This is a genomic window from Hymenobacter sp. YIM 151858-1, assembly GCF_025979705.1.
Taxonomy (GTDB): Bacteria; Bacteroidota; Bacteroidia; order Cytophagales; family Hymenobacteraceae; genus Solirubrum.
Map to the genome: position 1 here is coordinate 3,221,648 of NZ_CP110136.1, position 20,501 is coordinate 3,242,148.

At 61.5% G+C, this 20,501-nt stretch carries 12 protein-coding genes and 1 tRNA gene; 7 read left to right on the forward strand and 6 right to left on the reverse strand.

The genetic code is table 11. The annotated features are described in order from the left end of the window. Positions 1 to 10: 10 nt before the first annotated feature. Positions 11 to 1,189, reverse strand: a complete 1,179-nt coding sequence (galK, locus tag OIS50_RS14230) for a galactokinase (RefSeq protein WP_264691300.1) — start codon at positions 1,187 to 1,189, stop codon at positions 11 to 13. Positions 1,190 to 1,688: 499 nt separating this feature from the next. On the opposite strand from galK, the gene OIS50_RS14235 reads away from it, so the two are divergent. The 3 genes from OIS50_RS14235 to OIS50_RS14245 all read left to right on the forward strand — a co-directional run bounded on the left by OIS50_RS14235 (position 1,689) and on the right by OIS50_RS14245 (position 6,949). Continuing rightward, a complete protein-coding gene (locus OIS50_RS14235; protein WP_264691301.1) occupies positions 1,689 to 3,278 on the forward strand; it encodes a family 43 glycosylhydrolase in 1,590 nt (529 codons plus the stop codon). 120 nt (positions 3,279 to 3,398) lie between these two features. Further along, entirely contained in the window at positions 3,399 to 4,454 is a 1,056-nt protein-coding gene (locus OIS50_RS14240; RefSeq protein WP_264691302.1) for an aldose epimerase family protein, read from the forward strand. 314 nt (positions 4,455 to 4,768) lie between these two features. Beyond that, positions 4,769 to 6,949 (forward strand): bifunctional alpha,alpha-trehalose-phosphate synthase (UDP-forming)/trehalose-phosphatase, encoded by a 2,181-nt coding sequence (locus OIS50_RS14245; protein WP_264691303.1) that lies wholly within the window; start codon positions 4,769 to 4,771, stop codon positions 6,947 to 6,949. A gap of 322 nt (positions 6,950 to 7,271) precedes the next feature. Here the strand turns inward: OIS50_RS14245 and OIS50_RS14250 are convergent, their stop codons facing one another. The 3 genes from OIS50_RS14250 to OIS50_RS14260 form a co-directional block, all read right to left on the reverse strand. Further along, on the reverse strand, positions 7,272 to 9,059 hold the full coding sequence (locus OIS50_RS14250) for a glycoside hydrolase family 15 protein (protein WP_264691304.1): 1,788 nt from the start codon (positions 9,057 to 9,059) through the stop codon (positions 7,272 to 7,274). Between the two features lie 97 nt (positions 9,060 to 9,156). Then, entirely contained in the window at positions 9,157 to 9,786 is a 630-nt protein-coding gene (gene pdxH / locus OIS50_RS14255; RefSeq protein ID WP_264691305.1) for a pyridoxamine 5'-phosphate oxidase, read from the reverse strand. A 224-nt stretch (positions 9,787 to 10,010) separates the two neighbouring features. Then, positions 10,011 to 12,530 carry a DUF5686 and carboxypeptidase-like regulatory domain-containing protein gene (locus OIS50_RS14260; RefSeq protein ID WP_319805297.1) on the reverse strand — a complete coding sequence of 840 codons (2,520 nt, stop codon included), beginning with the start codon at positions 12,528 to 12,530 and terminating at the stop codon, positions 10,011 to 10,013. 563 nt (positions 12,531 to 13,093) lie between these two features. Here OIS50_RS14260 and OIS50_RS14265 point away from each other — a divergent pair. From OIS50_RS14265 to OIS50_RS14275, 3 genes are all read left to right on the forward strand, one after another. Further along, positions 13,094 to 14,155 (forward strand): sensor histidine kinase, encoded by a 1,062-nt coding sequence (locus OIS50_RS14265; RefSeq protein ID WP_264691307.1) that lies wholly within the window; start codon positions 13,094 to 13,096, stop codon positions 14,153 to 14,155. Further along, on the forward strand, positions 14,136 to 14,900 hold the full coding sequence (locus OIS50_RS14270) for a LytR/AlgR family response regulator transcription factor (protein WP_264691308.1): 765 nt from the start codon (positions 14,136 to 14,138) through the stop codon (positions 14,898 to 14,900). Before OIS50_RS14265 ends, OIS50_RS14270 begins: the two co-directional genes overlap by 20 nt. Positions 14,901 to 15,427: 527 nt before the next feature. Then, complete coding sequence (locus tag OIS50_RS14275) at positions 15,428 to 17,887, forward strand: TonB-dependent receptor (protein ID WP_264691309.1); 2,460 nt, start codon at positions 15,428 to 15,430, stop codon at positions 17,885 to 17,887. A gap of 172 nt (positions 17,888 to 18,059) precedes the next feature. On the opposite strand, the gene OIS50_RS14280 is transcribed toward OIS50_RS14275, so the two are convergent. Beyond that, positions 18,060 to 18,132: transfer RNA gene (locus OIS50_RS14280), tRNA-Met, on the reverse strand. Positions 18,133 to 18,367: 235 nt separating this feature from the next. Here OIS50_RS14280 and OIS50_RS14285 point away from each other — a divergent pair. Then, on the forward strand, positions 18,368 to 18,556 hold the full coding sequence (locus OIS50_RS14285; RefSeq protein ID WP_264691310.1) for a hypothetical protein: 189 nt from the start codon (positions 18,368 to 18,370) through the stop codon (positions 18,554 to 18,556). On the opposite strand, the gene OIS50_RS14290 is transcribed toward OIS50_RS14285, so the two are convergent. Next, positions 18,553 to 20,430 (reverse strand): BamA/TamA family outer membrane protein, encoded by a 1,878-nt coding sequence (locus OIS50_RS14290; protein WP_264691311.1) that lies wholly within the window; start codon positions 20,428 to 20,430, stop codon positions 18,553 to 18,555. The genes OIS50_RS14285 and OIS50_RS14290 overlap by 4 nt on opposite strands. Positions 20,431 to 20,501 lie beyond the last annotated feature (71 nt).

Sequence of the window (20,501 nt, forward strand, 5' to 3'; positions counted from 1 at the left end):
ACCTAGGGCGCTAGTTGCCGCCGGTCGGCACCGCTTCGGTTAGCGCCTCTACGCCGCCTACAATCGTGGTTTGGTAAGTTTCGAGCGGCCGGCGGAAGTGTTGCTCGTAGGCGGCGCCTACTTGCCGGATGAAGTTTTCGACCTGATCGGGCGCTACCAAGTTGATGGTGCAGCCCCCGAACCCGCCGCCCATCATGCGCGAGCCGTACACGCCGGGCACTTTGCTGGCAGCCTCTACCAACACGTCGAGCTCCGGGCAGCTCACCTCGTAATCGTCGCGCAGGCCGGCGTGCGAGGCGTACATTTCCTTGCCGAAGGCCCCTAGGTCGTGGGCCTCCAAGTGGCGGCAGGCAGCTTCGACGCGCTGGTTTTCCTGCACTACATAAGCGCAACGGCGGTACACCACCGTGCCCATTTCGTCGCGGTGGGCGGCCAGGTGGTCGAGGGTGGCATCGCGCAGGCTTTGCACCTCGGGGTAGTACTGGCGCAGTACCGATACTCCCCGTTCGCACTCCTGCCGGCGCGTGTTGTACTCAGAGCTGGCGAGGCTGTGCTTCACGCCTGAGTTGCAGAGCACAATGCGGCAGGCTTGGGTATCGAAAGGAAAGTAGGCGTACTCGAGCGAGCGGCAATCGAGGCGCACCACGTGCTCGGGCTTGCCGAACAGGCTGGCAAACTGATCCATAAGGCCGCACTGCACCAACGCGTACTCGTGCTCGGCTTTTTGGGCAATGTGCGCCAGCTCCATTTTATCGATGTTGGCCGCGAGCAGCTGGTTGAGCGCGAAAGCCAAGCCGCACTCCACCGCGGCCGACGACGACATGCCAGCTCCGATAGGAATGGTACCGCCAAACACGCAATCGAAGCCGGTAAGGGTAAGCCCCCGTTTCTGCAATTGCGCCACCACACCTAGGAGATAGTTCGCCCAAGGCGTATCGGTGCGGTGCACCTGATCGAGGGCAATGGTAAAGCAGTCGTTCAGGTCGTGCGCTACCAGGCGTATCTCGGCGGTGCTGCTGAGCCCCACGGCGTAGTAAATGGCCTTATCGACGGCGGCCGGCAGCACAAAGCCATTGTTGTAGTCGGTATGTTCGCCGATGAGGTTGACGCGGCCAGGAGCGCGTACCAAGAGCGGGGCGGCGTAGCCAAAATGGCGTTGGAAGGCAGAAGCAACGGTTTGGGCAAGCATAGCAACGGGGGTATGGTTACCGGCAGCAGCCGGCCTAGAACTACGAATAATCCGGGGGCATGGCCGAACATCCGGCCAATTGCCGACGCTACCGCCGCCCCGAAGCAGCCTTAAGCCTGCATCAGGCAAACTCACGAATCATAAATGTTTAACCGGCCGATTCGCCCTATTGAACCGAGACAAAGTCGTGTTCAGCAAAAAAATTGCAAGCATAGTGGTTCAGCAATGAAGAGTTGGCTAACTTCGAAAAGTTGAAAACGCCGAACGCTTGGATTAGCCACCACGTTCGGCGTTTCCATTGCTGCAGCAGGGCTTTTGGGGCCCGAGCAGCGCTAAAAGGCATGAATAAAACTTCTCGTTTAAGTACCAAAGTTTTCAGCTGATTCTGGCCCGCGTTTTGCCTTCGGTGTCTTGGTGTATTTGGCTATACGCGTCGGGCAGCGGGTTGGAGCGGCTGGTCGGGTTGGCCTGATTTCTTTCTTTTTAAACTTCTCCTGCTTTGTCTTTCGAATTGGAACCCGGGGCTTACACCCCGATGCCGGACGCCGATTTGCTCGTTGACCGCCCGGAAGTAATGTACTCCGGGGCCGACGCACCGGCTCCCGTAGCGCCGGCCCTAACCGGCTATGACCGCCTGGTGCTGCCAGGAGATTTTCCGGACCCGACGATTACCAAGATTGGCGATACTTACTGGGCCAGCGCCACCTCGGCTGAGTGGGGCGCCGTGTTCCCGCTGTTCAAGTCCGACGACCTGGTGAACTGGGAGCTGGTAAGCCACGTTTTTCCGGGCCGCTTGCCGGCTTGGTGCGACTCGCAGTTTTGGGCGCCTGAGCTGTTTTACGAAGGCGGCAAGGTGTACATGTACTACACCGCCCGCAAGCGCGGCGGCGTGCTATGCGTAGCCGTGGCTAGCGCCGACCGTCCCGAGGGCCCCTACACCGACCACGGTCCGCTGGTAGGCGAGGCCGCCGGCTCGATTGATGGTTTTCCGGTGCGCGACGAAAACGGGGTGCTGCACTTGGTTTGGAAGAACGACGGCAACAGCATTGGCAAGCCCACGCCCATTTGGGCGCAGCGCATCGACGAAGCAACGATGAAGCTGGTAGGTAAGCGCCACGAGCTGTTCCGCAACGACACGCCTTGGGAGGGCAACCTGGTAGAAGGCTCGGCGCTGGTGCGCCACAACGGCTACTTCTATATGTTTTACGCCGCCAACGCGTGCTGCGGTAAGTACTGCACCTACGCCGAGGGCGTGGCCCGCTCGCGTAACCTGCTCGGCCCGTGGGAGAAGTACGACCGCAACCCCATCCTGACCGACAACGAGGTGTGGAAGTGCCCCGGCCACGGCACCGTGACCGAGAAAGACGGCCGCTGGTTTTTGCTGCACCACGCCTACCACGTAAACAGCCACGAGTTTGTGGGCCGCCAAGGCTTGCTCAGCGAGTTTACCTGGAACGAGCACGGCTGGCCCGAGTTCGTGAACAACAGCCCACAAGCTGCTCCGCTGGCCGATGTGACGCTGATGAACGTGACCGACAACTTTGCCGGCGACGCCCTTGCCCTTACCTGGCAGTGGCCGGTAACGCAGCAGCCCCCTATTGAGGTAGCCGATGCCCAGCTGCACCTAGGGGCCAGCCCGGCCCGCCTGGGTTCGATTGTAGCGCAGCGCACCTACTCGGCAACATACACCGCCAGCGTACAGGTTGATACCACCGCCATGGGCGAAGGCACGTTTGCCGGCCTGGGTGCCGTGGGCGACCCGTACAACGCGCTGGCGCTTGTGGCCGGCGACAACATGCTGCAACTCTGGCACGTGAAGATGGGCAAGAAGCAGCGCCTCACCGAGGTACTGCTCGAGCCCTGCAGCACCCTAGGTTTGCGCCTCGAGTGCTGGGGCGGCAGCCGCTACCGCTTTGCCTACACCCTCGACGGTGGCCTGAACTGGGAGCCGATCCGCACCGATGGCTTTGCCATCAACGGCACGTACCTGCCGCCCTGGGACCGGGGCGTGCGCGTGGGCCTTATTGCCCAGGGCGAAGAGGGCCAAACCGCTACGTTCTCGCACTTCAAGCTGCGCAACCAGCGGTAAGGCATTTTACCTTGCGTTATACCACGCCCCGGCTGCCTCTGCGGCCGGGGCGTGGTGTTTTCAGGGCCAACGCAGCACGCTGTTGCCCGTACAAAGCGGCCCGGCCTCTTTGCATCGGATATGGCACAACCCTCGATTACCTCGGCCCCGTTTGGTCAGTTGCCCAACGGCCAAAGCGCCCAGCTGTTCACACTTACCGGCAGCTCCGGCCTGCAGGTGCGCATCACCAACTACGGCGGCATTGTAACGCACTTTTTCGCCCCCGATCGGCAAGGCCAGCCCGGCGACATCGTGTTGGGTTTCGATAGCCTCGACGGTTACCTCAGCGACGCTTACGCTACCGCCAACCCCTACTTCGGCGGACTGATTGGCCGCTTCGGCAACCGCATCCGGGAAGGCCGCTTTGCCCTCGAGGGGCAGCCCTACACCTTGGCTACCAACAACGGCCCGAACCACTTGCACGGCGGGCTGCACGGCTTCAACCAGCAGCTCTGGGAAGCCGAAATGCTTGTAGACCTAGGGCCCGTACTGCGGCTTACCTACATCAGCCCCGATGGCGAGGAGGGCTACCCCGGCAACCTCACCGTAACGGTGCTCTACGGCCTTACTGCCGATAACGCGCTGCGCATCGACTACACCGCCACCACCGACCGCGCCACGCCCATCAACCTCACCAACCACAGCTACTTCAACCTAGGGGCCGGCGCCACGCCCGATACCTTGGGCCACGAGCTGACGCTGCACGCCGACCGCTACACCGTGGTCGACGATACCTTAATCCCGACCGGGGAGCTGCGCCCGGTGGCCGGCACACCCTTCGACTTCACGCAAGCCCACCCCATCGGCGAGCGGATAGCGCAAGTGCCCGGCGGCTACGACCACAACTGGGAGCTGCGCGGCAAAGGCCTGCGGACGGTGGCCGAAGTGTACGAGCCCACCTCGGGCCGCACGCTGGAGGTACGTACCGATCAGCCCGGCCTTCAATTTTACGCCGGCAACTTTTTGGCTGGTACGCTCACCGGCAAGCAGGGCCGCCCCTACCCCAAGCACGGCGGCTTCTGCCTCGAAACCCAGCACTTCCCCGATTCGCCCAATCAGCCCACCTTCCCTAGCACGGTGTTGCGGCCGGGCGAGGTATTTAAGTCGGTTACGGAGTACCGCTGCGGGGTACGCTAAGGCAAAACCCGTATTCGCCACCAGCTGAAATAGGTATTTGTTGGGCAGCCCGGCGGCAAACCCCGCCGTTAAAGAAAGTGGCAGGCTGCTCATCAAATGCGGCAACTAGCATGCGCTTTCCTTGTGAGGGTGCATGTAACGATGAGCGGCCTGCCTCTTTTTGTGCCCATACCTAGGGCACCGCCGCCGCGGCCCGCGTGCCGGGTGCTGCTTGCCGCACCTTCCCCCCTCCCCTGTTCGAATAATCATTTAATAACACGCCCTAAACTGGGCGCTGTTCGTAGTGAACTAGCAGAAACGCTCTGCTCCGACGTATGTCTCGTACCATTATTGTCTCTAACCGGCTTCCTACTAAAGTAAAACGCGCCGACGACGGCAGCCTCTCCTTTTCGCCCAGCGAAGGCGGCCTGGCTACCGGCCTGGGCTCGGTTTACCAGCAAGACGGCAACGTGTGGGTGGGTTGGCCCGGCTTATACCTCGACAGCGAGGACGAAGAACACCACGTGACCGAGGAGTTGCGGGCCGACAGCATGGCGCCGGTGTTCCTGACCGAAGACGAAATCCGGGACTACTACGAAGGCTTTAGCAACGAAACCCTGTGGCCCACCTTCCACTACTTTGCGCAATACGCCGTTTTCGAGCCCACGTACTGGCAGGCTTACGAGGCCGTGAACCGCAAGTTCTGCGAAGCCGTGGTAGCCCAGGCCGGCCCCGACGACACCATCTGGATTCAGGATTACCAGCTGCTGCTGCTGCCGGGCATGTTGCGCCAGGCCTTGCCCAATGCTACCATTGGGTTCTTTTTGCACATTCCGTTCCCGTCGTACGAGTTGTTTAGGGCGGTGCCGTGGCGGCGGCAGCTGCTCGAAGGTATGCTCGGAGCCGACCTCATCGGCTTTCATACCTACGGCTACATGCGCCATTTTCTGAGCTCGGTGGAGCGCCTGCTGGGCTGCCCCAACCAGAACGGCTTGGTAGAGTCGGGCAACCGGACCGTGATGGTAGACGCCTTTCCGATGGGCATCGACTACGACAAGTACGCCGAGGTAGCAGCCTCGGCCGAAGCCCAAAGCCTCGAAGCCGAATACCGGCAGGCCCTGGCCGATCAGCAAGTGGTGCTCAGCATCGACCGCTTGGACTACACCAAAGGCATTGCCCAGCGCCTGCGGGCTTTTGAGCTGCTGCTGCAGCGCCACCCCGAGCTGCACAACAAAGTAACGCTGCTGATGCTGGTGGTGCCCTCGCGCGACCAAGTGCAGCAATACAAAGAGCTGAAAGAGGAAATTGACGAGCTGGTGGGCCGCATCAACGGCGACTACCGCACCATCAGCTGGTCGCCGATTCAGTACTTCTACCGCTCCTACCCGCTCGAGGAGCTGAGCGCCCTGTACCGCATTGCCGACGTGGCGCTGGTATCGCCGATGCGCGATGGCATGAACCTGGTGGCCAAGGAGTTTATTGCCAGCCGCCTCGACCAACGGGGCGTGCTGGTGCTGAGCGAACGGGCGGGGGCTGCGCGGGAGTTATCCGACGCAGTCATCATCAACCCGACTGACATGGAGCAGGTGGCCGATGCCATTTACCAGGCCCTGACCATGCCTCTCGACGAGCAGCAACACCGCATGGCCAGCTTGCAGGCCATTGTAAAGCGCTACAACGTGCACGCCTGGGTGGAGCTGTTTATGAACCGCCTGGCTTACAGCAAAATCAAGCAGCAAATCCTGAACACCGATACCCTCGACGAACCGGCGCAGCTGCTGATGACGGAGCAGTTTAAGAGCGCCCAAAACCGCCTGCTGCTGCTCGATTACGACGGCACGCTAATGCCCTTTCAGACCAACCCGCAGCACGTGCGCCCCGATGCCGAGCTGCGCCGCCTCCTGCAGGCGCTTACCGCCAACGAGCGCAACCGCGTGGTTATCATTTCGGGCCGCGACCGGGCCACGCTTACCGGTTGGCTGGGCGATTTGCCGCTCGATTTTATCACGGAACACGGCGTTTGGCTAAAGGAGCGCGAAGGCGACTGGCACATGATTCAGGCCCTGCGCAACGACTGGAAGCGCGACATCCGGCCCATTCTGGAGCTGCACGTGAGCCGTACGGCCGGGGCTTTTATCGAAGAGAAAGAGTACTCGCTGGTGTGGCACTACCGCCGCGTCGATCCGGACCTAGGCGCCATGCGTGCCCGCGAGCTGGCCGCGCACCTCAACTTTATCGGCAGCGGCAGCGGCTTGCACATCATGGAGGGCAACAAGGTGGTCGAGGTCAAGAACGCCGGTATTGACAAAGGCGTGGCCGCCGCCCACTGGGTACGCCAATTCAGCCCCGACTTCATCCTGGCCATGGGCGACGACCGCACCGACGAAGACACGTTCCGGGCCATGCCGCCCGAGGCGTACACCGTGAAAGTAGGCGCCCGCCCTAGGTCGCTGGCCCGCTACCACCTCGACAGCCCCGAGCAGGTACGCCAAGTGTTGTGGCAGTTGGCAGAGTAGCACAACCGCTGCCCCCGGCTGTCATTGCGAGCCAAGCGAAGCAATCGGTCCTGGGCAGGGCACGACCGTTAACGCAGCACCGCCCACCCCCACGGCTGTCATTGCGAGCAAAGCGAAGCAATCTTTCCTCTCGTGGCACCACCGTTCAGCTGGCACCAACCGAATACCGCACCGCCCAAATCCTGCTGCCAGGGTTCGGGCGGTGCGGTTTTGTGCGCTCCTAGGTTTGCGGTTAGTGCTAGCTGAACGGTCGTACCCAGCCCAGGACCGATTGCTTCGTCCTTCGTCCTCGCAATGACAGCCAAGGGAACAGTTTCTGCTCCTACAAAAAGTTGGGCATGTCGAGCTTTTTGGAAATGCGGTAGGCGGCGTTTACCAGGCCCACGTGGCTGTAGGCCTGCGGGAAGTTGCCCCACTGCGAGCCGGTGCGGGCGTCCACGTCTTCCGACAGCAGCCCTAGGTGGTTGGTGTAGCCGAGCAGCTTCTCGAACTCGCGGATGGCATCGTCGAGGCGGCCGACGCAGGCCAGGGCTTCGATGTACCAGAAAGAGCAGATGAGGAACGTGGTTTCGGGCGTGCCGAAGTCGTCGGCGTGGCGGTAGCGGTAAAACAGGCCTTCGGGCGTTTTCAGCTCCTGCTCCAGCGCGGCCAGGTGCGTACGCGCCACCTCCGAGTCGGGCCGCAGGTAGCCCATCATGATGAGCTGCAGGGTGCTGGCATCGAGGTGGGGCGAGCCGATGGCATTGGTGTACACTTGCCGCGCGGGCTGAAAGCAGGCCTCGATTTTTTGCCCGGCCTGGTGCATCAGGCGTTCGGCCTGGGCGGCCATATCGGCGTTGCCTAGGTTGCTGGCCACCTTGCGGGCGGCATGAGCGCCGGCCCAATGAAACAGGTAGGTGTAGCAATGAAACTGCGCCAGGTTGCGGAACTCCCACAGGCCCGCATCGGGCTGCTCCATGGTGCGCTCGATAAACGACAGGGCATCGTACATCAGCTTTTCGGAGTGCACACGCTCTTTGGTGGCAAAGCGGCGGTCGACGTAGAGCGGCAGCAAAGCCACCAGCACCTGCCCGTACACGTCGTTCTGGATGTGCGTGTAGGCATCGTTGCCGATGCGCACCGGCTGGTTGCCCAGGTAGCCGGCCAGGTGCGAAAGCTCCTGCTCAATGAGCTCGGAGTTGCCGCTGATGGAGTAGAGCGGCTGGTACTTGTCGCGCACCTTCGTCGAGATGTTGGCGATGAAGTGGAAGTACTGCTCCATCTCCTCGAAGTGCCCGATGTTGTTGAAGGCCGTGAGGATGTAGTACGTGTCGCGCATCCAGCAGTAGCGGTAGTCCCAGTTGCGCGTGGAGCCCGGTGCCTCGGGCAGCGAGGTGGTGGTGGCCGCAATGATGGCGCCGGTATCCTCGTACTGATGCAGCTTCAGCACCAGGCCCGAGCGAATCACCTGCGGCTGGTAAAAGTTGCTGATGCTGGTGCTTTTCACCCATTGCCGCCAGTACTGCGTGGTGTCGCGCAGAAACCGCTCGCAGGTGCTTTCCAAAGCGGCCTCCAGCGGCGCGCCGTAGGTAAGCACCAGGTACTTGGTTTCGGTGAGGGCAAAGTCTTCCTCGTCGAGGATGTAGCTAAGCGGCACGTTGGAGGTAAGGCGCAGCTCCTCCGACAAGCCCAGGTAGCTGATGTGGTTGGAGGAGCGCCGCGGGCTGAGCACCTGCCGGCCGTAGTCGCCCACGGGGCGGCACACGGCCCGCACGCGCGGTGTACCGGCCAGGGGTTCGAGCTTCCGGATCAGCATCAGGGGCTTGTAGTACCGCTCGTACTGCTGAAAGCGGGGCGCGAAATCGGTAACGCGGTAGCGCCCCTGCCCCGACTCTACCTCGGTGCACAGCACGTTGGTGTTATCGAGGTAATACTGATGGGTGCGAAACTCGCCCTCGGATGGCTGCAGGGTAAACTCGCCGCCCTGCTGCCGATCGAGCAGGCTGCCGAATACAAAGCCGCTGTCGAAACGGGGCCAGCACAGCCACTGCAGGCTGGTATCCTGATGAATAAGTGCCAGGTAGGCGCAGTTGCCGATTACGCCTAGGTCGTAAGTGTGTCGATTGCTCATGGGCCGGTGCGGCACCCGCTTTGGCGAGGGTGCGTGGCCTAGGTGTACCCGCTGCGGCCCGCCGGGGTTGCCTTCGCCCACGCCGCGGCTACCCCACCTAGGGCGCCAGGCACACTTGCTGCCAGCCCGTGGGCGTACGCTCGAAGCGCATGCGGCTGGGCAGGTCGCCGGGGTTAGCGGCCCAAAACTCAATGGTGGTGGGGTGAACGGCATAGCCGCCCCATTGCGGCGGGCGCGGCACGGCTTTTTGGTCGGCAAACTGCTCGGTGGCCTCGTGCAGGCGCTCGGCCAGCTCCTCGGGGCTGCTGAGCACCTGGCTTTGCGGCGAGGCCCACACGCCCAGCTGGCTGGCCCTAGGTCGTTTGGCGAAAGCGGCCGTGGCATCGTCGGGCGGCAGCGGGTGCACGATGCCCTCTACGCGCACCTGCCTATCGAGCCCGGCCCAGTAAAAGGTAAGCGCCGCGTGGGGGTTGGCTTCGAGCTCCTGCGCTTTGGGGCTGCTGAGGCTGGTGAAAAACCGGAAGCCGGTTTTGTCGGTGGGCACGCCGTGCAGGTACACTACGCGGGCCGCGGGGTAGCCATCGGGCCGCACCGTCGAGAGTGTCATGGGCACGGGGCCGTCGAGCGGGGCTTCGTCGAGCCAGTGGCGGAACAGGTGCAGGGCGTCGGTTTCGGCGAGCAGCGCGGCCCAGCCGGCCGGCACGGCCGGCGCAAAAGTGGTTTCCATAGCAATAGGTAGGGCAGTGAGAGCGGAGTAGCGGCCACGCAAGCAGCCGTTGGCACAAACGTAACCTATTGCCGCTCAATACCAAGCATATATCACATCATTATGGTAGGCAACGCTGCGGCACACGCATGGCAGCACCTAGGGCCCAAACACGTAGCCCCGGCAGCAGCTCTACAACCTGCGCCGGGGCTACGTGTTTGGGTTTGCACCAACTTTTAACTGGCCTACAGCTTAAACTGCGCGCAAAGCTTCACGCCGAAGTCGCGGGCACCGGGCAAGTCGCGGTACGTGAGGCGGTGCAGAAAATCGACCCGCAAAAACTTGAAGATATTCTCCACGCCGTAGCCCACCTCCAGGTAGGGCGTGCTACCCAGGGGCCGGAACGAGGGCAGCGGGGCCCCGCTCGCATCGATGGCGGGCGTGGCATTGCGGTTGGCCTGGCTTACGCCGCCGTACAGCACATTGCCCGAGGCCAGCAGGCGCCAATCGAGCCGCTTGAGCAGCGGCACCGCGTTGATCAGCAGCCCTTCGAAGTAGTGCTCGGCGTGCACGGAGGCGTACCGGTCGCTCACGAACTCGAAGTAGCGCATCAGGTTGTAGGCGTTGGAGGTATAGATGAACGACTCGTTGCCCAGGTGCGACTTGAGCACCGGGTACGGCACCGTGCTCGGGATGTAGCCCGCATCCACGATGTACTCGGTGCGGCCCAGCTGGCCCAGCTGCACGCTGTGCGTCATCGTGAAGTTGAACTTGTGGTACTTAAAGTCGCTGCCCAGAACATCGGGCAGGCCCAGGGTGTAGCGGAACATAAATACCGGCCACTTCATCAGCCCCACGGAGTAGCGGCGGTTCTGGTTCTGAATCAGCACCTCGTCGGGGGCGTAGCGCGACTCAAACACTACCTCCGATAAGGCGTACTGCCGGGCCGTGGGGGCGTTGGGGCCGTGGTCGGGGCTGGTGTAGTACGCAAAGTTGTACAGCGGATCGAAGCGTTGGTGGCGCAGCGTCACCTTTTGGGTGAAGTTGTGGAACAGGTCGGTTTGGGCCGTTACGCTGGTCATGTCGCGCCACACCGGCAACCCGGGCCGGATGTTGCCGAACCGCGCAGCGGCCTCAAACAAGGGGCTTTCCAGGGCCAGGTCGTTATCGAGCAGGGCCACCAGGTCCACGTCGTGGCTGTGGCGCATGCTGAAGAGCGTCCAGTTCTGGCGGTTCAGGATGCGGTCGGCCGCGAGGCCGTATTTCAGCTGCCCGTCGCGGGTGCCGTAGGCCAGGTAGCCCTGCAGCAGCCAGTTGGGGTTCAGCTCGGGCGTGCTCCTAAAACCCAGGCGCAGGCGGTGGCCCTCCACGTTGTTGTAGTTGTAGGAGCTGAAGATGGGGCCCAGCTCGAAGCGGCCGCGCGGGCCCAGCTCTTTGTAGCCATTCACCACCAAATCGGCCACCTCCAGGAAGGTGCGCACCGAAGGCAGCTTGCCTACCGAATCGAGCACCGCGAGGGTGCGCTGCTCTTGCCCCGACAGGGTATCGGGCCGGTGCTGCTCCCAAAAGCCGACGGGCGTTTTCAGGGCTTCGGGTGCGGCGGCAAACGGCTGGTCGTAAAAAGGCAGCTCGTGCGGGCGGCCTGCCTCAAAGTTGCGGTTGACGGTGGTAAAGCGCACCAGCAAGCCGGTTTGCTTTTTGGTCGGTTTCAGGCCCACCACCACGCGCGTGCGCTGCGGCAGCCACGGCCCGGCCGCGGTGGGCGCCAGGTCCTGGTACACCCGAATCTGGTCGACGAAGTTGATGTTGGCCTTGGGGTCCACCTCCAGGTCCACGCGGCGCAGGGCGTAGGAGTCGGTGGTAATCCAGATGCGGCCCGTGAAAGCCAAATCCTGCGGGCGGCGCGGAAACACCTTCAGCTGGTAGCAGCGGTCCTGCCCGATCATCACCGAGTCCTCCAGGTCGTAATCGTAGGTGATGCGCCAGCCATCGGCAATGGGCGAGATGAAGTCCTTGCCCATCACCACCTGCCAGTTGGGGTAAAAGTCGTAGTCCTGAAACGACGAGCCCAGCACCTGCGAGAGCAGCGTGCCATCCTTGGGCGCTACGCCGTGCAGCTTGGTGTGCTTGATTTCTTCCCGCTCGCGGTTGGGGCGGTGCCGCACGTAGTAGCGCGACATCACCTCCGAGGCAAACACCGGCACCGTGGGCTTGCCCGCGGCGTTGCGCGCCAGCTCGCCTACGCCGTTGGCCACGGCCGTCATGTCACGAATCACCTTGCGGCGCGCCAAGCGGTCGGTGATGTCGGACAACGACACCTCGGTGCGGTTGTAGCTGTCGAACTCAAACGCTGCCAGCTCCTTTTTGTCGTTCTGCTTTTTGTGCTGCTGCACCCGGCGCAGAATGGCGTAGGCCGGGTTCTCGGTGGGCCGAATGGTTACCTCACCTAGGGCAATAGCCGCCGAGGGCAGGCCGATGTTCACGGTTTGGGCGGGCTCCTTGCCTACGGCCTTGCTGCGCGGCCTAAAGCCCACGGCCGAAGCCGTAACCGAATCGACCGGCTGCAGCACTTTTAGCTCGTAGCGGCCTTCGTCGTCGGCGGTAGTGCCGAAGGTGGTACCCTTAACATACACCGAGGCAAACGGCACCGGCTGCCCGGTGGCCGCCTCGGTGATTTTCCCGGTAAATACAATTCGCTGTGCAAACGCGGAGCTTGCACTGATCAGCATTACAACCAGCCAAGTCCAAGCGTACCGATACTTCATATCTATCCAACTAATGCCGTAAAGGTACGACGCAGCCGGACACGGATTACTTTATTCAGATGTTAGCACAAGAACACAAAACAGTAATTAACCTTTGATTAACAGTAAATTACTGTGTTTATCAAGTGAATTTATTTCCAGAAACACTTTCGAGCTTTATGCGCTTAACAGCCGTTATCGTGTCTGTACACTGATCTTTGATTGAGCTGCTCAAACTTTACCCAGCGTTTATCAAACCCAGAGTGCTGCGTTGACTACCTGACAAACAGAAAAGTCCTACCCCTATGCAGAGGCTCGCGCTTTGGCTGGCTAGCTACACAAACCTCCTGAGTGCAGGTGCTAAGGCGCGCACTCAGGAGGTTTGCTGTATCCGCCGTTCCCTTGCCACGAAGTAGTACTAGCGTGCTGCTGGCCCATAATAGCCGCGTTACTTTTTCGCGGGTATTATTTCCTGGTTCATCCTTTATCTATCCTGTTTCGGTCATCATCAGGTTGCTGCATTCCAAGCATCGCTACACTTTTGCTACCTATGCACCTAGCTGCTTGCAGTCTTTCCTGAGTTTATGGCCGCCTCGCCCACCTTGCAAACCATAGTTCGGGCTGCCGTTACGGCGGTGGCCTTTTACTACACCTTCGTTTTCATCTACCAGGGCACCATCTGGGTATTCGATAGCGGGGTGCTGCTCGAGCTGCCAATGCTGTTTGGCTACCTGCTGGCCAACTTCTGGGTTAATCAGCAGATAGCCGTACTGTTTGAAGCACGCCAAATACCGCGGCTTACCTCCGTGCAGAAGTCGGCGGTAGAGGGACTGGTGGTGTTCGGGGCCAACCTGGTCGTGTGCTTCCTGACGATTTACCTACCCTACCTCATCATCATCAAAGCCGACTGGGTAAACGTGCAGCTGCTACCGGTGCGGGTGCGCATGGCGTTTATCGTGAGCAGCATGATTTCGCTGTTCTCCTACTACTTCGTGGAGCGGGAGCGGAGCCGGGCGCGGCTGCGGCAGGCACAGCTGCGCGCCGAGCAGCTACAGAAAGAAAACTTCCGGGCGCAACTGGAGCTGCTCAAAAACCAGGTAGACCCGCACTTTCTGTTCAACAGCCTGAACGTGCTGAATTCGCTTATCCACAAGGACCCGCAGCTGGCCTCGCGCTTTCTGGAGCAGCTCTCCACCGTGTACCGCCTCACCCTCGACAACAGCGGCCGCCCAGTAGTAAGCTTGCAAGAGGAGCTGGCGCTGGTGCAAGCTTACGTGTTTCTGATGCAAACACGCTTCGGCAACAACCTGCAGTTCTCTATCAACCTGTCCCCGCACGTGCAGCAGCAGGGCCTGCCGCCGGCTTCGTTGCAAATGCTCATCGAAAACGCCATCAAGCACAATGGCTCCACCAACAAAAAGCCGCTGCAGGTGCGCATCTTCGCCGAAGACGGCGCCGTGGTGGTGGAGAACAACCTGCAGCCGCGTACCACGCCGGAGACGTCTACCAAGATAGGCCTGCGCAACATCGTGGACCGCTACCGCCACCTGAGCCCGCAGCCCGTGCATATCGAACAAACCGCCGAAACCTTCCGTGTTACCCTGCCCCTGCTACCCCTAGGTGAATATGAGGACGTTGATTATTGAAGACGAGCAGTTCGCGGCCGACATCCTGGCGAACCTCATCCAACAGGCGCGGCCCGATGCGCAGGTTTTGGCTATGTTGGGCTCGGTGGAGGAATCGGTGGAGTGGCTGGCCGCGCATCAGGCGCCCGACGTCATCTTCTGCGACATTCACCTCTCCGACGGCAGCAGCTTCGAGATATTCAGGCAGGTAGAAGTGAAGTGCCCGGTCATCTTCACCACAGCTTACAACCAGTACGCCATTGAGGCCTTCAAGGTCAACAGCGTAGATTACTTGCTCAAGCCGGTGCAGCTGCCCGACGTAGCACAGGCCCTACGCAAGTACGAGGAGTCGCGCAAGCACTACCTGGCCGATGGACTGGGCAACCTGCAAAGCTTGCTGCAGTCGTTTCAGGCGCCGCAGCGGCAGTACCGGGCCCGTTTTCTGGTGAAGAACGGGCAAAGCATTAAGGTGGTGCCGCTGCACGACATTGCTTATTTCCAGGCCGAAGACGCGGTGGTGTTTTTGGTGACGCACGAGAAGAAGCGCTTCATCGTGAACTTCACTCTCGACCAGCTCGAAGAGCAGCTCGATCCGCAGCAGTTCTTCCGGGCCAACCGCCAGTACATCGTGCACATCAACGCCGTGAGCGAGGTAAAGCCATATCTGAAAGGTCGCCTCTTTCTGCAGCTAAACCCCGCCCCCGCCGAGGGCATCTTCATCAGCAGCACCCGCGCCGCTAGCTTCAAGCAGTGGCTGGATTCGTGATTGTGTGAGAAGCGAATCTGTTGAGCCAAGGCGTGCGGCCAGTAAGTAAAAAGGCCGTCATGCTGAGCTTGTCGAAGCATCTCTACCAGTTTGCCTGAACTTCACTCGCCTGTCATCTCGAGCCCAAACGAGACATCTTGCATGCTGACGTGAGGTTGTAAACCCAACGAAGCGGCAGAGATGCTTCGAACGCGCTCAGCAATACGTGCTCATGGACGCGAAAACCTTTTGATAAGGCTTACCTAGCAACTCACAACCCTCATTACCGGCCGCGCCGCTGCCCCCGTTTGGGCAAATGGCGCGGCCGACGGCTTTTGTACCAACGCATTACTGAGGCAGGGCAGATAGAGCACCGTTTGAGCCCGATTCGACGCATGGTAGCGTCCATTTCATTGGGCTGATATCCCGGTTCATGGCCTAGGCTTCCTGACTCATGGGAATTCGATTCCGGCTGGCGAAGGCGCGCAGCACCTTTGGTCATCAATCAACTGATGCCCAATTCTCAACGCCTAAGCCTCACCCCAGCCATGAAACCAACCGCTACCCTTCCGCACTACCTGCTTGGGCTGCTGCTCTGCCTGAGCTTACTCACCCACGCGCAGCCCGGCCTAGCCCAAGCTAGCGGTAGCCTCATTGGCACCGTGGTCGACCAGAAAGGCGAAGCTGTGAGTTTTGCTAACGTGGTGCTACTGAATGCCGCCACTACCACTCTGGTTACGGGCATAGCTGCCGATGCCGAGGGCCACTTCGTCCTACCGGTTCATGCCCCCGGCAGCTACGTGCTAAAGCTGAGCATGCTGGGCTACGCGCCACTCCAAACGCCTGCCTTCGAGGTAAGCAGCCCCGGCTTCAGCAAAGACTTCAGCCGGTTGGTGCTTCCCACCGATGCCCAGCTGCTGCAGGAGGTGAAAGTGCAAGCCATGCGCCCTACCGTGGTGAAAGAGGCCAATAAACTGGTGGTGAACGTGGCCGGCTCGGCCCTGAATGGCGGCAGCACCGCGCTGGATGTGCTGAGCCGCTCGCCCGGCGTGGCCCTGGATCAGGACGGCAACCTGCAGCTCAACGGCAAGGCCGGCGTGCAAGTCCTGATCGACGGCAAGCGTTCCTACCTCACGGGCAAAGAGCTCCAGAACCTGCTGCAAAGCATGAGCGCCGAGAATATCCGCGACCTGGAAATCAGCACCAGCGGCTCGGCCAAGTACGACGCGGCGGGTTCGGCCGGCGTCATCAACATCAACCTGAAGAAATACCAGCAGACGGGCCTGAGCGGCAGCGCCTACGCCGGCTATCAGCACAACAGCCTGCACGGCTACAGCGCCGGCACCGACCTAGGATACCGCCACGGCCGCTGGAACACCAACGTGGCCCTCGACCTGGCTCGCCGCCCCCGTTACCGCACCCTCGACATGCACCGTGAGTTCCGCGGCGAGACGGGCACTAGCACCTTCGACCAGCAAGGCCGCGAAGAAGGCACCCGCGACGTACCGGCCCTGCGCCTAGGCGCCGATTACGCCCTGAGTCCCCGCCACACCCTAGGCGCCACCCTGAACCTGACGCACCGCCGCACCAACAACGGCTTTGTTACTACCTCGCTGCTGCGCGACGGCAGCCCAAAAAACGACCTCTTCATCGGGGCTGACAACCGGGAGAAAGGCCAGGGCACTAACGGCACCCTTAACCTGCACTATGCTGGCCAGCTCGATACCGCCGGCACCATGCTCTCAGCTGACCTGGACTACGCCCGCCTACACAGCCGCGAGGCCTCTACTTTCCGCAACCGCTACGACAGCCTAAGCAGCAGCCGCGCCGATGTGGCCACCCTGCTCACCAGCCAAAACCCCACCGACTACGACATTTACGCGGCCAAGCTGGATTTCAGCCAACCACTGAACAAGCTTACCAAGCTGGAGCTGGGCGCCAAGGTCAGCCACGTGAAATCGGGTAGCGAAGTGCGCTTCTTCGACGAAACCAGCGGCGCCGCCTTGCTCGATGCCAACCGCAGCAACCACTTCATCTACCAGGAAACGGTGTACGCCGGCTATGCAAACCTAGCCACCAGCTTCGGAGATAAATGGAAGGTGCAGGGCGGCCTGCGCGCCGAACAGACACTGACCAACGGCCACTCGCTCACGCTGGCCCAAACGTTCCGCCGCAACTACCTAGGGCTGTTTCCAAGCGTATCGGTGCTGCAGACGGTGAATGCCGATTACCAGATTGGCTACAGCTACAACCGCCGCCTCGATCGGCCGCAGTACGAAGCGCTGAACCCGTTCATCTTCTACCTCGATCCGTACTCCTGGATTCAGGGCAACCCCTACCTCAAACCGCAATACACCAACTCCTTTGAGCTGAGCCAGACGCTGAAACAGCAATACAACCTGGTGCTGGCTTACGCTACCACCAACGGCTTCATCGGCGAAGTACCCGAGCAGCGGGCCGCCGACAAAACCACTGTCTTTCAGCAGCAAAACCTGAAGCGCTTCCGCAACCTCAGCGCCACGCTGCTGGTGCCAGTGCGGGTATCGGCCAATTGGCAGATGAACAACACCGCTACCCTGGCCTACCAGCGCTACACCTTACCCGCTGGCAGCGAGCTGCTGCGAAACCAGCAAGTGCTGCTGCAGGCCCAATCTACGCACTCGGTGCAGCTGCCCCGCCAAGTGCGCCTGGAGATGAACGCCGGTTATCAGGGACCAATGGTGTACGGCCTGTACCGCTTCCAAACCAACTGGTGGGTAGATGCCGGCCTGAAGCGCGCCTTTTGCCACGATAAGCTGGACGTGAGCCTGAGTGCTACCGACCTGTTCCGAACGCGCCGCCTGCGCGCCACGGCCAACCTGAATGGCAACGTCAACACCATCGACCAATACGCCGGTGCCCGGGGCCTGCGCCTGACGCTGCGCTACCGCTTCCGCAACGGTAACCAGCCAACACCGCGCCGCCCGGCTACGCAGCTCGAGGAGCTAGGCCGCACCGGCCAACAATAAGTTTGCTATGGTTCAACCGCCTCTCCGCGCCAAGCGAGAGGCGGTTGTTTTTACCACCACTCACCACCTAGGCCCAGAACAAACTTCTTCCGGCACCTAAGCTACTCCGCGCCACTACAGAAACGGGGTAAAAAGAAAAAGGCCGTTTCTGTTGAAGAAACGGCCTTTTAGGTAGCGGGGACAGGACTCGAACCTGTGACCTTTGGGTTATGAGCCCAACGAGCTACCAACTGCTCCACCCCGCACTGTTTGGTGATGCAAAAGTAGTAGCCTTTTTCGGATTTGCAGCATAGGGGCTCAGAATTACCGGCCATAAAAGCATTTGTGCCTGAAAATCAGCGATAAAATATTTTACCGAATTATTACCCATTGCTTTTGCGCCAGTTGAAAGCTTGCCCTACTGCCCCAACCAAAGTACCGATTGGGGCGGCCGGGTTATGGCTTTCTGCGTAAGGCTGAAGACACGTTACCCTTCAGCGGATGAAACGCTTTGTTGTCTACTCCTCGGCTGGCTTGCTGCTTGCCTTTTCCTTGCTGGCCTGCGACAGTCAGCAACGCGACATGGACCAAATCTCCACCGAGTCGCCCACTACCACCAACAGCACCAACCCCGAGGCCGACTCCGATACCAGTATTGCGCCCGAAGACACGGCCACCGTGCGGCTTTAGAAGCGGCTGGTAATGCCGAAGTGTATTTTGGAAGCACCCAAGGAGAAGCGCTGGCTGTTGCTGCGCCCCACCGAGTACACGAACTGAAACAAGCCCGCCCCGGTCCGGAAGCTCAGGCCCGCTCCCAGGCCGGTGGGCGCGTCCTCGCCTAGGTCGCCGGGCAGGTCGCGGCGCAGGTAGGCCTGGTCGGCAAACAGAAACACGTAGGCATCGGGGCCGGTAAACTGCCGCAGCTCCACGGTACCAATGCCGTACTGGGCAGCAAAAAACTGCAGCTCGTTGAAGCCGCGCAGCGTGGCCAGGCCACCCAGGCGAAACAAATCGTTGAGAAACAGGCGGCGGTTTAGCAGGACCTCGCCGCGCACCCGGCCTAGCAGCACGCCCTGCTGCCCCACGCGCAGGTAGTACTCGGCCCGGCCGCTCAGGCTTACCTGGGTGGTACGCAACGGCAGCCCTTGGTACAGCTCGGGGTTGACATAGGCGTTGCGGCTGATGATTTTGTTGCCCACGGCTGCCTGCCCAGCCAGGAGCAAACCTTGCCGCGGAAAAAGCAAATCATCGAGCGTGGAGCGGCTGAAATCGAGGCCGTAGGCGGTGTAGCGCGAGTCGATGTTTTCGGGGAGGGCTTGCAACGTGGGCAGGTTGCGGCGCGGGTAAAGGCGCGAATTGCGCTGCTCCACAAACACGCTAAAGCGCCCGGCCTTGGCCGCCGGGTAGCCCACCTGCAGGCGCGGCCGCAGCGTCAGGAAGGTGCTATCTTGCTTGAACAGGGTGAAGCTGGCGGCCACATCCAGGGGCGAGCCGAAGAAGCTGGGGTGCTGGTACCCCACATCGAGCAGCTGCGAGGCCGCTCCGATTTTGCGCCACTGCAAGCCCAGCTGCTTGCCGCCGCCGCCTAGGTTGCGCAGGTTCAGGGTAACGTCGCCGGTAAGCTGCACGCGCCGCTGCTCGGCCGTGGGGTTGGGGTTGGGCAGCACCCCCACAATGGCATCGAACTGGTTGGCGTTGCGGTCGTCGAGGAGCAGGTACACGCGGGCCCGGCCGCGGGCAAAGCGCACCTCGGGCTCGGCTTTCAGCTGCACGTAGGGCAATTGGCGCAACAGGCGGGCGGCGGCATCTACCCGCTGCTGGCTGTAGGGCTGGCCCGGCAAAATCTGCAGGTACTTGCTCAGAAAGCGCTTGCGCGTTTTGGTGTTGCCGATGATTTGCAGGGAATCAAACTCCACCAACGGGCCCCGGTCCAACAGCAGCCGCCCCGTGATGTCGGAGCCATCGAGCTGCACCGAATCCAAGCGCACTTGCGCAAACGGAAACCCCTCGTTCTCGGTGTTTTCGAGCACGCGCTGCTGCAGGCGGGCCAGCTCGGTCGGCACCAACGGTTGCCCTAGGTACAACCGCTCCCGGAAGCCGGTATGGGTCAGCACATCCTCGGTGAGGTTGCCGCGCTGCAGCCGCGCCCACCGAAACTGCTCGCCTACGTACAGGCGCACGGCCAAGGTGTCGCCGTGCCAGTGCATGGTATCGGCCGAGGCCGTGAGGTAAGCATCGGCCTGCATGGCCAGCAGCAACTCGCGCACGCTGCGCATGGCTTCCAGGGTGTCGGCGGCTGTGGTGCGCACCCGGTAGCGGCGCAGCACGGCTTGGTCGGCGGCTTCGGTTTGGAGGCGCAGGTATTTGGGCCGGGCGGGTGCCACGCGGCGCTTGGCCTGCGCGGCCGAGTCGGGCAAAGTTGGCCGCGGCGGCAAGGGCGGCGCCTGGGTGGCGGGCAGGTTAGGGGCCGATACCGGCGAGGTGGTTTGTGCCCACGCGCTTGCTACCACCCCTAGCAGGAGCAGGCTTGCCAACAGCCAGAAGCGCACGAAGCTGGTATACATTTGCAGGCTCAAACGCAGTAGCGGCCGTTTTCATTTCCTGCCGAAGCCGTGGGCCCGCCATCCACCTAGGC

Excerpts from the sequence above, each read along its gene's own strand:
- galK (WP_264691300.1), bottom strand. The coding sequence starts at position 1,189 with ATGCTTGCCCAAACCGTTGCTTCTGCCTTCCAACGCCATTTTGGCTAC.
- OIS50_RS14240 (WP_264691302.1), top strand. The coding sequence starts at position 3,399 with ATGGCACAACCCTCGATTACCTCGGCCCCGTTTGGTCAGTTGCCCAAC.
- OIS50_RS14245 (WP_264691303.1), top strand. The coding sequence starts at position 4,769 with ATGTCTCGTACCATTATTGTCTCTAACCGGCTTCCTACTAAAGTAAAA.
- OIS50_RS14250 (WP_264691304.1), bottom strand. The coding sequence starts at position 9,059 with ATGAGCAATCGACACACTTACGACCTAGGCGTAATCGGCAACTGCGCC.
- pdxH (WP_264691305.1), bottom strand. The coding sequence starts at position 9,786 with ATGGAAACCACTTTTGCGCCGGCCGTGCCGGCCGGCTGGGCCGCGCTG.
- OIS50_RS14260 (WP_319805297.1), bottom strand. The coding sequence starts at position 12,530 with ATGAAGTATCGGTACGCTTGGACTTGGCTGGTTGTAATGCTGATCAGT.
- OIS50_RS14265 (WP_264691307.1), top strand. The coding sequence starts at position 13,094 with ATGGCCGCCTCGCCCACCTTGCAAACCATAGTTCGGGCTGCCGTTACG.
- OIS50_RS14270 (WP_264691308.1), top strand. The coding sequence starts at position 14,136 with ATGAGGACGTTGATTATTGAAGACGAGCAGTTCGCGGCCGACATCCTG.
- OIS50_RS14275 (WP_264691309.1), top strand. The coding sequence starts at position 15,428 with ATGAAACCAACCGCTACCCTTCCGCACTACCTGCTTGGGCTGCTGCTC.
- OIS50_RS14285 (WP_264691310.1), top strand. The coding sequence starts at position 18,368 with ATGAAACGCTTTGTTGTCTACTCCTCGGCTGGCTTGCTGCTTGCCTTT.
- OIS50_RS14290 (WP_264691311.1), bottom strand. The coding sequence starts at position 20,430 with ATGTATACCAGCTTCGTGCGCTTCTGGCTGTTGGCAAGCCTGCTCCTG.